This window comes from Bacillus sp. JJ722 (assembly GCF_036963345.1).
Taxonomy (GTDB): Bacteria; Bacillota; Bacilli; order Bacillales; family DSM-1321; genus Bacillus_AD.
This window is the reverse complement of sequence record NZ_JBALMO010000273.1, coordinates 1-12462: the sequence shown is the minus strand read 5'-3', so window position 1 is coordinate 12462 and position 12462 is coordinate 1. Positions and strand designations below refer to the sequence as shown.

The following is a 12462-nucleotide window of genomic DNA, read 5'->3' as shown; positions in this document are numbered from 1 at the left end:
CCACCTTTGGCGCTTTCGGGAAAAGATAAAATTTCATGTATATCCATTTAAATTAGACGAATGCCTATGTAGAAATCTAAAAACCATTACCTTATGGGACACCCTCTCTTAGGTAAATAAATGACTTGTACAGTCCAAATGTAAAAATATTAGAACTATGAAACGATAATATAAGCGTTTATTGAATAAATACAGAAAATAAAATCATATATGATTTTTCTGAAAATATATTGAAATCATATATGATTTTGTATATGATGAGCACATGGGAAAGAAAACCAATAATCTAAATAAAACACAATTTGCATATGAGCATCTTCGCACACAAATTATAGATGGGGTATACAAATCTGGACAGCGGATTATCATTGATCAAATAGCAAAGGAATTGGGTTTAAGCCCTATTCCGGTTAGAGAGGCTATTCGACAGTTAGAATCAGAGGGTTTGATTCAGTATAAACAGTATAGTGGTGCAGTTGTAACAAGTATTAATGAGAATGAATATATCGAAACGTTAACGGTCATTGGTATATTGGAAGGATATGCAACTGCTCTTAGCTCATTACATTTAACTGACAGTGATTATGAAAATCTAATTAATTTAACCAAAGATATGGAGAATGCTCTTCAGGACTTTGAATTAGAGTTGTTTAGTGAATTGAATCGTATATTTCATACTTCAATCTATGAAAAGTGCGGAAATCCCATTCTAATTGAAAAAATTAAAGAAACACAACATCGGATGGATCGAGTTAGAACAACAGTATTTACCATTGTTCCTCAAAGAGCGGTTCAATCTATTCAGGAGCATAAAGATATCATTCAAGTATTAAGACAAAGAGCCCCATTTAATAAGATTGAAGCGATGGTGAGAGAACATAAAATGAATACAATTATCGCTTTCCAAAAGCGAAAAGCCGCTGTTCATGATGATAAAGTGCTGTAGCTCGAACGGCTTTGTTTAACATAAGCAAAGCCGGTTTTTATAAGTTTTATAGTCTGAAAATAATGAATATTATGAAAAAGGTGGTTTCGAAATGTTTGAAGAAATTAAAAATCGTCTACGAGGATCAATTTCTCCAATTGTAACACCATTTGATGAAGAATTAGAAGTCGATGTGGAAGCGCTTAAAGGATTAGTTGAATGGCATATTGAAAGTGGATCCCATGGTATTTCAGTGTGTGGAACAACAGGTGAGCCGAGTTCATTAACAATTTTTGAGCGAGAGTTAGTAATGGAAACAGCTATTAAAACGGCAAATGGACGTATACCAGTAGCTCCTGGTACAGGTTCAGCTAATCAAAAAGAAACATTACATTTAACTAAACGCGCTCAAGAAATGGGGGCAGATGCTGCATTAGTTATTGTGCCTTATTACAATAGACCGAACCAACAAGCTTTATATAACCATTTTAAAACTATAGCAGATTCTGTAGATATTCCTATCATTGCATATAACATCCCTGGTCGAACAGGTGTGAACTTAGAAGTGAAGACACTTGCTCGTCTTGCGGAGGATTGTAAAAACATTATCGGTGTAAAAGAGTCTAATAAAGATTTCGAACATGTTAATCGTGTGTTGCTTAATTGTGGAAGAGATTTCTTATTATACTCAGGTATTGAATTATTATGCTATCCAATGCTAGCTATTGGAGGCGCAGGCCATATAAGTGCAACTGCTTGTGTGGCACCTAAGGAAGTAGCCGATTTATATAATTTCTGGAAAGCTGGAGAAATTGACAAAGCACTAGATCTTCATTACAAGCTAATGCCGCTTAATGATGTTTTATTTAAAGAAACAAACCCTGGTCCATTAAAAACAGCAATGGGATTGCTAGGGAAAATTAATCCTGCACTAAGACCGCCAATGGGACCACCTTCTGAAAGCTTAACTCAAGAGATTCGTAAAGAATTAGAAGCTCTAGGGTTAATCGAACCTATTAAATCATAACTTCACTAGAGCAACAGGGGAGACTTCTTTAAATAAGACAGAAGTTTCCCTTCTTTAATCAAAATATAGTTATTTAAGGAGGAGAAAAGATTATGCGTGAATTTCCAGTTCACAAAATTCAACATTATATAAATGGGCAATTTGTGGATGGTGTTGCAAATAAAACATTTGAAAACATTAGCCCTTTCGATAACCAATTAATCAATCATGTTGCAGAAGGTTTTCAAGAAGATATTGAATTGGCTGTAGCAGCAGCTCGTGAAGCTTTTGATAGTGGTCCATGGAGAGAAATGACTGTTCAAGAGAGATTAAGTTACATTGATAAAATCGCTGATTTAATTGATGAAAATGCTGAAGAAATTTCTTACCTAGAATCTCTCGATACTGGATTACCTATTAGTCAAACTAAAAAACAAGCTGCACGCGCTTCTGAAAATTTCCGATTCTACGCTCAAATGGTGAATAGTCGACTCGTTGGAGAAGCGTATCAAGTAGACGATACTTTCATTAATTACACGGTACATAAACCAGTTGGCGTAGCAGGATTAATTACTCCTTGGAATGCCCCATTTATGTTAGAAACATGGAAAGTCGCCCCAACATTAGCTACAGGAAATACATGTGTATTAAAACCAGCAGAGTGGTCACCACTTACCGCCAATAAATTAGCACAAATCATTGATCAAGCTGGCTTACCAAAAGGTGTTTTCAATATTGTTCACGGCTTTGGGGAAACAGCAGGTGCTTCTCTTGTTGCACATCCAGATGTCCAACTTATCTCTTTTACAGGTGAAACAAAGACAGGTTCAGAAATAATTAAAAATGGTGCAGATACGTTGAAGCGTGTATCGATGGAACTTGGAGGTAAATCGCCAGCTATTATTTTCGAGGATGCTGAACTAGAAAAAGCGCTCGATGCTGTAATTTGGGGAATTTATTCGTTTAATGGTGAGCGTTGTACTTCGAATTCAAGATTATTTGTACATGAGTCTATTATTGAGCAGTTTACAGAAATGTTAAAAGAGCGGGTGCAAAATATAAAAGTTGGACACCCGATGGATTCTGACACAGAAGTGGGTCCACTTATCCATCGCAAGCATTATCATAATGTATCGTATTATATAAACTTAGCAAAAGAAGAAGGTGCTGAAGTTGTGAGTGGCAATATTCCAGAAGAATTTAAAGCGGGTAATTATATTGCGCCTACACTTCTTCTTAACTGTAAAAACGAGATGCGAATTGCTCAAGAAGAAATCTTTGGGCCGGTAATGGCTGTTATTCCATTTAAAACGGAAGAAGAAGTTTTAAGAATGGCAAACGATATAAAGTACGGGTTAGCTGCTTTCATTTGGACGAATGATATGAAACGTGGTCATCGTCTTGCTCAGTCTGTGGATAGTGGGATGGTATGGGTTAATTCGCATAATGTTCGTGATTTACGTATCCCATTTGGTGGTTCTAAGCAAAGTGGAATTGGCCGAGAAGGCGGACATTATAGTTTTGAGTTCTATACAGAAACACAAGTAGTTCATGTTGCGATAGGGGATCATCATATTCCGAAGTTCGGTGTTAGGAAGCAAGCTACTGTTAGTTCAGCAGAGAATTAATAGATTGCTAATAAGGGGTTAGTTAATATGACATTTTCAATTATTCGTATTGCTAGAACAGTATTAAATGTAACGGATTTAGATCGCTCTAAGAAGTTTTATGTAGATGCTTTAGGCTTTATTGAAACGGAAAGAACAGATACTCATCTATATTTACGAGGGTTAGAAGAAGTTCATCATCATAGTCTCGTATTGCAAAAAGCAGATAAAGCAAGTGTTAATGTAATAGGTTACAAAGTTACAAAGGAACAAGACCTAGAAGAATTGGAAGCGTTGTTTCAATCTAAAGGATTACAAACGAAGTGGATGGATGAAGGAAGCCAACATGCCATTGGTAGAGCTCTTCATGTTCACGATGTTTCAGGCATACCGGTTGAGTTCTACTGCTCCATGCCACAAGTAGAAAGAATGTTACAGCGCTATGATCAATATAGAGGTTCGAGAGTTCAACGAATAGATCATGTAAATTGTTCGGTGCCTGATGTCCAAAAAGCACATGATTTCTACGTGAATGAATTGGGCTTTGTTTGTTCCGAAGACACGATTGATAAAGATGGAAAGTTATGGGCAAGCTGGTTACATCGTAAGCCAAGTGTGCATGATCAGGCATTTATGAATGGAGTTGGCCCTAGACTTCATCATGTGGCTTTCTGGTTACCTGATCCAATGGCACTTATTCATACTTGTGATGTGTTAGCATCACTAGGACATGCTGCATCTATTGAACGAGGACCAGGTCGCCATGGTTTATCAAATGCATTTTTCTTATATTTAAGAGATCCAGATGGTCACCGTATAGAGTTATATAATGGAGATTATTTAACATCTGATCCGGATGTTAAACCCCTGCACTGGGATCTTGATGATCCAAGACGTCAAACATTCTGGGGCGCAAAAGCACCGGATTCGTGGTTTGATGAAGCCTCGACTCTTCTCGATATTAACACGAAGAAAGAGGTAGCTTCTAAGGAACCTATTTTGGAAAAACATAAGCCTGAATTTATTATTTAAGGATTTGCCAATTTTTAAAGTGAAAGAAGGTATTAGTATGGAAGATCGTATGTTTCGAAATGCTATGGGTATGTTTGCTACTGGTGTTACAGTTATCACAACTACTACTGATAATGAAGTGCATGGAATGACGGCTAATGCATTTATGTCTGTTTCATTAACGCCTAAACTTGTATTAATTTCAATCGGTGAGCAAGCAAAAATGCTGAATAAGATAAAACAATCAAATAAGTTTGTAGTAAATTTGCTTTCGGTTCAACAAAAGGAAATTTCAATGCAGTTTGCTGGTCAACTTAAAGAGCAGATAGATGTTGACTTTACTTGGAAGAATGATTTACCGCTTATTAAAGATTCATTAGCAAATATCATTTGTGATGTATATAGTTATCAAGTCGCTGGAGATCATACATTATTTATTGGTGAAGTGAAAGAGCTTGTGTTGAATGACGGTGATCCATTAACTTTCTATAAAGGTAAATATGGCGGTTATATAGCAGAAGCGTTGGTTTAAAATAGTGCACGAGATAGAGATTAAAGCAAGCCTTCCTAATTTGAGAGTTAGGAAGGCTTGCTTTTTGGCTAATTATAGCGTTTGTGGATGTTGTTTTTCTTATAAGTTCCGAATTCACTAAATTCATATAATTCTAAAGAAAGAGCAAGGTATCGTTTGTTGAAAAGCTCCGAAAAATGACATTGAATCATGTCAAAAAGTTGATCGCATACTTCTTTTTTTTCTTTCTCTGAACGACCTGAGCCTATTTTTAGTGTAGCATGGACAAAAGCATCATCTTCAGTACCATCGGCAACGTAATAATGCTTCAATTCAATGGCTCTTGAACGAATTCCACCGATAGGGAAAATGGGTGAGTAAGATATAAGAATTTTATTTACTTTCTGTAATAGTTCATCAATGCGAATATCACCTTTAATATTGTCAGTGTACTCAACTATGAAATGAGGCATATGAATTATTTCCTTTCATATTTATTTTGACTAGATGGAGTAACTTCTTTTTTGTTAAGAAACAAATCATCACCTATAATGGTATTAATAAGTCGTCCGATGCCTTCAATTTCAGTGATCACTTCATCACCAACAGCTGTATCCGCTAGACCTTCGGGTGTACCTGTTAAAATGATGTCTCCAGGGTTTAATGTCATGAAACTACTGAAGTATTCAATTAAATCTGTAATGCTGAAAATCATGTCTTTCGTTGAGCCTTCTTGAGTGAGTTTTCCATTAATAAATGTTCTAAGTGTTAGGTTCATCGGGTCTGGGATGTCTTCTGAATCGACTAACCAAGGTCCGATCGGTGTACATGTATCTCGGTTTTTTACACGAAGATTTGGTCGATAGTAGTTTTCAAGATAATCACGAATAGCATAGTCGTTTGCAATCGTATAACCTGCAACAAATTGATAAGCATCTTCTTTCTTTACATTGCGCGCTTTCCTGCCAATAACAACAGCGAGTTCACATTCATAATGCATATAAGTTGCATCTGCTGGACGTCTTGTTTGACCTCGATGCCCGATGAATGTATTAGGACCCTTTAAAAAGACAAGGGGCTCATCGGGAGCATTAAATGCTAGTTCTTTTGCATGATCGGCATAATTTAAACCTAGTGCAAACACCGTACCAGATTCAACGGGTGGAAGCCATATAACCTCTTCTTCATTAACGATTCGTCCGTCACAAAGTTGTAATTGCCCATTATATTCTACTGCTTCGTGAATCGCTCCACTATAAGCTACGCGTGCTCGTTTCATTGGATTCCCTCCATTGTTACATTTTCTTCAAGAACAATCGTATTCTCTAAGTAGCCAATTTCATCAATTTCAATTCGAATAAGATCCCCTTTTTTAGCTAAAGGAGCATTTTCTGGAATTCCTACTAAAAGTACGTCTCCGGCTTGAAGAGTCATAAAGTCTGTCACATCGGCAAGCAATGTAGCGATTGGCCTAACTAGGTTGGCAGTTGTATTTTCTTGAACAATTTTATTATTGATTAGGACACGAATGCCTAAAGAGTTTGGATTAGAAATAGAAGAAGCAGATACAATCCATGGACCAATCGGGCAAAACTTATCTCGTGCTTTAAAGCGAATGGCAGGTCGGTATATGCTTTCGTGTGGAATACTAATATCGTTGACAATTGTATATCCTTGAATGTAATTAAATGCATCTTCTACTGAGATTCTAGTAGCGGTTGATCCAATTACGATGCCTAAAGCAGCACCGATTGAAAGCTGTTGTGTATCTTGAGGTAAGGGAACTGGGTGGGCAAAAGGTGTATGAGTATTCTTTGGTTTAATATATAGAACGGGCCCTTTTGGAGGTGCAATGTAAGGAGGGTGATTCATCTGCTCATTCATGGCTTCTAATTCGCCTTTGTAATTTAACAGTATTCCGTATACATTTCCTTTTATAGGTACGTCGATTTGCAGTTGGGATAAATCATATGTACTTTCATTTTTTATGATTTGATTATTTTTAATTTGGATATCTTCTGAAGAAAGTTGATTTTGAAGCTTGATTTTTGCTTGAATCAAATTAAATCACTCCTTAAGTTATCAATATAAAATTAAATCATATATGATATCATATATGATTTTTTGTTTATTTTCAATTAATTTAAAATTATCTAACGATTAATTGTGTATATATCTTATAAAATAAAGAAACCACCAGGTAGACTGGTGGCTTACTCTTAGATGTGGTCTGTTTTTTTAGAAAATTGGTGTTTACCTGCTTTGAAATTCTTATCAACAAGCTCATTTCTTTTCATATTAATCGCATTGTTATCTTTAGCTTTTTTGTTATTGTCTTTTGTATTGGGCACAATACTTTCTCCTTTCGATTCATTTACGTTAGTTTATATCATCGCAAGGGGAAGTATGTATGCAGATTAATTGGCAGGCATTTCATCCAAGAAGAAGATAGCGATAGTTCCTGGGCCAGCATGGGCACCTACAGTGGAGCCGATTAACTCGATATCGAATGAAGAAGTTCCAAATTCCTCTGAAATGGCATTCTTCCATTCCAAAGCGGATTTAAGATCATCTCCATGACTGATGCCGAGTGTTTGCTTATCAAGTTGAGCACCACGTTCTTTTATTAATTCCAAAGTACGCTTAAGTAATTTCTTTCTCCCATGAATCTTTTCTAGTGGTACTAGCTTACCATCATTAACATGTAATAATGGGCGGATATTTAGTAAGCCACCAACAAATGCAGAGGCCTTTGAAACTCTACCGCCTCTAGCTAAATATTCGAGATTATCTACTGTAAATAAGTGAACCATATGCTTGCAGTGGAAGTTCAATTTATCAATAATTTCTTCTTTAGAATCGCTCGTATTAGCTAGTTCAACTGCTCGTTTCACTACTAATCCATACCCTAATGAGGCACATTTTGTATCGATAATCTCAAGGTTGAAATCTGGATAGTCCGCTCGAACTTGTTCCTTTATCATTACCGCTGTTTGATATGTTCCTGATAACTCAGATGAAAAAGCAACATAAATTGCTTGTTTATTTTGCTGTGCTAGCTCAGTAAATATTTTAAGAAAGAATTCGGGAGACGCTTGTGATGTTTTAGGAGCAGCTCCTTGTCTCATTGCATCATAAACGGTTTTACTTTGGATACTGATCCCATCTTCGTAATCTTTTCCTTCAAGATGAACGTTTAACGGAATAAAAGTAAGGTTGTTTTTAGAAAAATAAGATAGAGGTAAATCACACGCACTATCTGCTAGTATATGTATACTCACAACTTCACCTTCTTAATATAGTTTATTTTCTTATAAGTACTATAATAGTGTAGCATTGGAGAAAATATTAGAAAAGAATTGTTAGTTAAATGTATACAAAAATACATTGGAAAAGTTTCGTACATTTGATATTATTTATGTCTCAGTTACTTAATTTAGGACAAAAATATAAAAATGTATCAGGAGGTATAGTAGCTTGTATATAGAGGAAGTAAAAAAAATCTTAGCCGTTATTGTTGGAGCACTACTAAATGCAATCGCATTGAATTTCTTTTTAATTCCCGCTAAGGTTTATGCAAGTGGTTTTGCAGGAGTGGCACAATTACTGTCTAGTATTATTGGTAGCTTTACTTCGTTTACAATATCAACAGGAATTATACTATTTTTATTAAATGTTCCCGTCGCAATCTTTGCATGGAAGAAAGTCGGAAAGGCTTTTACGTTTTATAGCTTTTTATGTGTGGCATTAATGTCATTTTTTCTGGAGATCATCCCAGTTTATCAGTTTTCGCCTGATATTATTTTAAATGCTGTATTCGGTGGGGTTATTGGAGCTGTAGGTGTAGGTATTACATTGAAGTACGGTGCTTCAACAGGTGGAATGGATATCGTAGCTATGATTCTTTCTCGTATGAAAGATAAACCGATCGGAACGTATCTATTTGCTATGAATGGTGCCATTATCGTTACGGCTGGAGTGATATATGGGCCGGAAAAATCCCTCTATACACTAGTATCTCTTTACGTAACAACACGTGTTATTGACGCAATTCATACTCGTCATGAGAAATTAACAGTATTTATTATTACTCAAGAAGCGGAAGTGTTGAAAAAGGCCATTCATGCCAAATTAGTGCGTGGAATTACAATGATGCCGGCGAAAGGCGCTTTTACGAACGAAAACAAAGATATGATGATGATGGTTATTACTCGTTATGAATTATATGATTTGATTCATATCATAAAAGAAGTGGACCCTAAGGCGTTTACTAATATTGTGGAAACAACAAATGTATTTGGTTTCTTCAGAAAAGATTAACAACGAAAAGCGTAAGCGCCCGGTTAGCTCCGTATGGATTGGAGCCCACCGACTGAGATAAAGGAAACACGAAGAGCGTTAAGCGATTCGAGCGATTTGATGTTGACTTATCGTAGGGAGGTTGGCGAAATCAACTAGGAGCTGGGACGCTGAAGCTAGACAATAACGAAAAGCGTAAGCGCTCGGTTAGCTCTGTATGGATTGGAGTTAACCGACTGAGATAAAGGAAACACGAAGAGCTTAAGCGCTTCGTTAGTTCTGTGTAGATGCTTCATAAATTTAAAATGAAAGAGGGCTGTCATAGACAACCCTCTTTCATTTTGCATATTTGATTGCTAAGTTACTGTTACTAAGTTAATGAATCTAATTCTGCCTGCATGTCTCGTAACTGAAGCTTTTCAGCAGTTGATGTGTTAGCGTATGCAGAGGAAAGAGCATTTTTTGCTTTAGCTATCGCTTCTTCTCGGCTAAGAGTGTCGGCGTTGACAGCTTCATTCACAAATCTACGGGCTTCTTGAAATAGTTTATTGGCCATTTAACAACACCCGGATTCACTGCTAGTACAGCTACTCATTTTATTTGCCTCTGCTTCAGCTAAAGTCATACGGTACGGGAATTTTTCACTATGCTTGGAAACAGTATCTTTACTTTGTTGGAAGAAACGCTTCGATTTGTTACGTTTGCCCATTAGTAAACCCCTCGCAATCTAAGCAATTGACACAGTAACTGTGTCGATAATAGTTTATGTAGTTTGAAATGAATTATAAAGGTAAATTATGGGGTTAGTTGTAATAGAAAAAGCCAAATCATATAAGAAGGTATGATTTGGCTTCATGATTACTGTGCTTTCTTCAAATTGAATTTTTCTTCTAAAAAGATGGCGATTCCATCTTGTTCATTTGTTAAGGTTGTTGTATTGGCGATGGTTTTCACATCAGCAATACCATTGCCCATTGCGACGCCGCATCCTGCATATTCAAGCATTTCTAAATCATTATCTTCATCACCAAAAGCAATGATTCGATTTTGTGGAATATTTAAATCTTGAGCTACTTTTTGAATTCCAACGGCTTTATTAAGGCCAGATTTTACAATTTCAATTACATGAAACGGATCTGCCCAACGGCGGTGATCAATTACTTCAGCATGTACTTCGGAAAGATGTTTTCTGATGGATGTTACGTGCTCTTCGTCTGTATGAATGAGCATACTTGTTGGAGAAGAACCGAGATAGCTACGTAAATCACCGACAGTTATTCTAGGATTTCCCATATTAAATATATCGATTAATTTAGGATCGTGTTGATGTAAGTAAATATCATCTTTTACTTCAGCAATAATATTGTGGTACTTGAAATCAACACAAGCTTCAACGATTTCTCTCGCAACCTTTATATCAAGGGGGCTATGATAAAGTCCCCAATTAGAGTTTAAAGGATGATGAACGAAAGCTCCGTTGAAATTAACTATGGGAGTTTGAAGAGAGAGCTCGTTATAGTACGGCAAACTTGCTCGAAACGGTCTACCTGTAGCAATCATGATATAATGGCCCTGTTGCATCAATGTCTTTAATGTTGCTTTTGTTTTGTTTGAAATGGTTTTATCATTTCTTAGTAATGTACCATCTAAATCTAAAGCAATTAAATATTTTTCAGTCATAAAAGCTCCTCCTCTACTCTTTTTATTTTACTTTAACTAAGAAATGATGTAAAAGATACAATCTTTCGTTTCCAATTTACATAATTCCTTTGTAAATATATATGTAGTAATGATTAAGTGTGCGTAATTTTTTGCTAAGAAGTCTTCGGTTTGCATAAACATTTTGGTGTTCGGGATAAAGGTATATAATGTAATAGTAGGAAAAAATGGTATGTAGGGGGTATACATATGGTGATCATAAAGAAAGAGAAAATACAAAACATCCCTATATTGCATGTTGTAAAGCATGAAAATGTGGATGCTAAGCTTCCATTTATTGTTTTTATTCATGGAATCTCTAGTATTAAAGAGAGAAATATACAATATGCATATATGTTAGCGGAACAAGGATATCGCGTTATTTTACCCGATGCTCTTTATCACGGTGAGCGTTATGAAGAGAAAAATGTTTATTCGGAATTTTGGGGAATTGTATTAACAACTATTCGTGAAATCGAAGTTTTAAAAGAATCTTTTGATGATCGATGCTTAATAGAGGATGGGCGAATTGGTCTAGCAGGTACATCGATGGGAGCGATTATTACATTAGGTGCTATGTCGAGATATGATTGGATTAACACAGCTGTCTCCTTAATGGGGAACCCTGCATATATTAATTTTGCTAAGTTCCAATTGAAAATAATGGAACAAAATAATATCAAAATTCCATTAACAAATGAACAAATTGAGGAACAATTAAATATGCTGAAAGAGTATGATGCTACAAATGATCTTTCAAAATGGAATTATCGTCCGCTAATGTTTTGGCATGGAAAGCGTGATACAACCGTACCATATGAAGGAGCATATCACTTCTATGAACAATTAAAACCAACTTATGAGCAAAAAGAGATACCTATATCATTTATATTAGATGAACAAGCTGGACATGTCGTTCCGAATAAAGGGGCAATAGAAACAGTAAACTGGTTTGTGAAGCATTTGTAAAGATGTGATTTGTTTTGTATAAGTATCTTTATTTGATACAATGTACGAAAAAAGGAGTGTGTAAAGCATGGATCAAGATTTAAAAGATAATATTATGGGTGCTTTAGAGCAAGTAATAGATCCTGAGCTAGGAGTTGACATTGTCAATCTTGGATTAGTTTATGATATTGACTTAGATGACGAAGGAAAAGCGACAATAACAATGACATTAACGTCAATGGGTTGTCCATTAGCAGGTCAAATTGTTGATCAAGTAAAAGTTGCCTTAATGGATATTCCTGAAGTTAAAGATTCAACTGTGGACATTGTTTGGAATCCACCTTGGTCAAAAGATCGTATGTCTCGTTATGCTAAGATAGCATTAGGTATTTCTTAATTGCCTTACTATTTTAGAGAATAATAAAATGATTCTTCTAATTGTCATTACGTAATGACA

16 protein-coding genes are annotated in these 12462 nt (G+C 35.8%); 8 read left to right on the top strand and 8 right to left on the bottom strand.

Annotated features, from left to right (window positions below; all coding sequences use genetic code 11):
• The first annotated feature begins 265 nt into the window (after positions 1-265).
• The 5 genes from V7014_RS23540 (at position 266) to V7014_RS23520 (ending at position 5081) form a co-directional block, all read left to right on the top strand.
• Positions 266-946, top strand: a complete 681-nt coding sequence (locus V7014_RS23540) for a GntR family transcriptional regulator (protein WP_335510918.1) — start codon at positions 266-268, stop codon at positions 944-946.
• 91 nt (positions 947-1037) lie between these two features.
• Positions 1038-1952: a 2,4-dihydroxyhept-2-ene-1,7-dioic acid aldolase gene (gene hpaI / locus V7014_RS23535; RefSeq protein ID WP_335510916.1), complete on the top strand. Its 915-nt coding sequence runs from the start codon at positions 1038-1040 to the stop codon at positions 1950-1952.
• A gap of 92 nt (positions 1953-2044) precedes the next feature.
• Positions 2045-3559 (top strand): 5-carboxymethyl-2-hydroxymuconate semialdehyde dehydrogenase, encoded by a 1515-nt coding sequence (hpaE, locus tag V7014_RS23530; protein WP_335510914.1) that lies wholly within the window; start codon positions 2045-2047, stop codon positions 3557-3559.
• A gap of 27 nt (positions 3560-3586) precedes the next feature.
• Positions 3587-4570, top strand: a complete 984-nt coding sequence (gene hpaD, locus V7014_RS23525; protein ID WP_335510912.1) for a 3,4-dihydroxyphenylacetate 2,3-dioxygenase — start codon at positions 3587-3589, stop codon at positions 4568-4570.
• Between the two features lie 37 nt (positions 4571-4607).
• The gene (locus tag V7014_RS23520) at positions 4608-5081 is read left to right on the top strand and encodes a flavin reductase family protein (protein WP_335510910.1); all 474 of its coding nucleotides are present in this window, start codon (positions 4608-4610) and stop codon (positions 5079-5081) included.
• A gap of 68 nt (positions 5082-5149) precedes the next feature.
• Here the strand turns inward: V7014_RS23520 and V7014_RS23515 are convergent, their stop codons facing one another.
• The 5 genes from V7014_RS23515 to V7014_RS23495 form a co-directional block, all read right to left on the bottom strand.
• Positions 5150-5533: a 5-carboxymethyl-2-hydroxymuconate Delta-isomerase gene (locus V7014_RS23515; RefSeq protein WP_335510908.1), complete on the bottom strand. Its 384-nt coding sequence runs from the start codon at positions 5531-5533 to the stop codon at positions 5150-5152.
• A gap of 5 nt (positions 5534-5538) precedes the next feature.
• Positions 5539-6339, bottom strand: a complete 801-nt coding sequence (locus V7014_RS23510) for a fumarylacetoacetate hydrolase family protein (protein ID WP_335510906.1) — start codon at positions 6337-6339, stop codon at positions 5539-5541.
• Positions 6336-7121 carry a fumarylacetoacetate hydrolase family protein gene (locus V7014_RS23505; RefSeq protein WP_335510904.1) on the bottom strand — a complete coding sequence of 262 codons (786 nt, stop codon included), beginning with the start codon at positions 7119-7121 and terminating at the stop codon, positions 6336-6338. Before V7014_RS23505 ends, V7014_RS23510 begins: the two co-directional genes overlap by 4 nt.
• Before the next feature lie 158 nt (positions 7122-7279).
• Positions 7280-7411 (bottom strand): DUF3941 domain-containing protein, encoded by a 132-nt coding sequence (locus V7014_RS23500; protein WP_335510903.1) that lies wholly within the window; start codon positions 7409-7411, stop codon positions 7280-7282.
• Between the two features lie 66 nt (positions 7412-7477).
• Positions 7478-8341, bottom strand: a complete 864-nt coding sequence (locus V7014_RS23495; protein WP_335510901.1) for a DegV family protein — start codon at positions 8339-8341, stop codon at positions 7478-7480.
• A gap of 196 nt (positions 8342-8537) precedes the next feature.
• Between V7014_RS23495 and V7014_RS23490 the strand changes: the two genes are divergently transcribed.
• Entirely contained in the window at positions 8538-9380 is an 843-nt protein-coding gene (locus tag V7014_RS23490) for a YitT family protein (RefSeq protein WP_335510899.1), read from the top strand.
• Between the two features lie 349 nt (positions 9381-9729).
• Here V7014_RS23490 and V7014_RS23485 read toward each other — a convergent pair whose 3' ends face one another.
• The 3 genes from V7014_RS23485 to V7014_RS23475 all read right to left on the bottom strand — a co-directional run bounded on the left by V7014_RS23485 (position 9730) and on the right by V7014_RS23475 (position 11039).
• Positions 9730-9915 carry a DUF3813 domain-containing protein gene (locus V7014_RS23485; RefSeq protein WP_335510897.1) on the bottom strand — a complete coding sequence of 62 codons (186 nt, stop codon included), beginning with the start codon at positions 9913-9915 and terminating at the stop codon, positions 9730-9732.
• Positions 9916-10068, bottom strand: coding sequence for a hypothetical protein (locus V7014_RS23480; protein WP_335510894.1), 153 nt, complete (start codon positions 10066-10068; stop codon positions 9916-9918).
• Between the two features lie 149 nt (positions 10069-10217).
• Positions 10218-11039: a Cof-type HAD-IIB family hydrolase gene (locus tag V7014_RS23475; RefSeq protein WP_335510892.1), complete on the bottom strand. Its 822-nt coding sequence runs from the start codon at positions 11037-11039 to the stop codon at positions 10218-10220.
• A gap of 228 nt (positions 11040-11267) precedes the next feature.
• Between V7014_RS23475 and V7014_RS23470 the strand changes: the two genes are divergently transcribed.
• Together V7014_RS23470 and V7014_RS23465 are read left to right on the top strand one after the other, a co-directional pair.
• Complete coding sequence (locus V7014_RS23470; protein ID WP_335510890.1) at positions 11268-12026, top strand: prolyl oligopeptidase family serine peptidase; 759 nt, start codon at positions 11268-11270, stop codon at positions 12024-12026.
• A 67-nt stretch (positions 12027-12093) separates the two neighbouring features.
• Positions 12094-12402 carry a metal-sulfur cluster assembly factor gene (locus tag V7014_RS23465; RefSeq protein WP_335510888.1) on the top strand — a complete coding sequence of 103 codons (309 nt, stop codon included), beginning with the start codon at positions 12094-12096 and terminating at the stop codon, positions 12400-12402.
• The last annotated feature ends 60 nt before the right edge of the window (positions 12403-12462 follow it).

Coding starts and splice junctions, on each gene's coding strand:
- hpaE (WP_335510914.1), top strand. CDS start 2,045: ATGCGTGAATTTCCAGTTCACAAAATTCAACATTATATAAATGGGCAA.
- V7014_RS23540 (WP_335510918.1), top strand. CDS start 266: ATGGGAAAGAAAACCAATAATCTAAATAAAACACAATTTGCATATGAG.
- V7014_RS23485 (WP_335510897.1), bottom strand. CDS start 9,915: ATGGCCAATAAACTATTTCAAGAAGCCCGTAGATTTGTGAATGAAGCT.
- V7014_RS23480 (WP_335510894.1), bottom strand. CDS start 10,068: ATGGGCAAACGTAACAAATCGAAGCGTTTCTTCCAACAAAGTAAAGAT.
- hpaI (WP_335510916.1), top strand. CDS start 1,038: ATGTTTGAAGAAATTAAAAATCGTCTACGAGGATCAATTTCTCCAATT.
- hpaD (WP_335510912.1), top strand. CDS start 3,587: ATGACATTTTCAATTATTCGTATTGCTAGAACAGTATTAAATGTAACG.
- V7014_RS23520 (WP_335510910.1), top strand. CDS start 4,608: ATGGAAGATCGTATGTTTCGAAATGCTATGGGTATGTTTGCTACTGGT.
- V7014_RS23470 (WP_335510890.1), top strand. CDS start 11,268: ATGGTGATCATAAAGAAAGAGAAAATACAAAACATCCCTATATTGCAT.
- V7014_RS23515 (WP_335510908.1), bottom strand. CDS start 5,533: ATGCCTCATTTCATAGTTGAGTACACTGACAATATTAAAGGTGATATT.
- V7014_RS23465 (WP_335510888.1), top strand. CDS start 12,094: ATGGATCAAGATTTAAAAGATAATATTATGGGTGCTTTAGAGCAAGTA.
- V7014_RS23475 (WP_335510892.1), bottom strand. CDS start 11,039: ATGACTGAAAAATATTTAATTGCTTTAGATTTAGATGGTACATTACTA.
- V7014_RS23510 (WP_335510906.1), bottom strand. CDS start 6,339: ATGAAACGAGCACGCGTAGCTTATAGTGGAGCGATTCACGAAGCAGTA.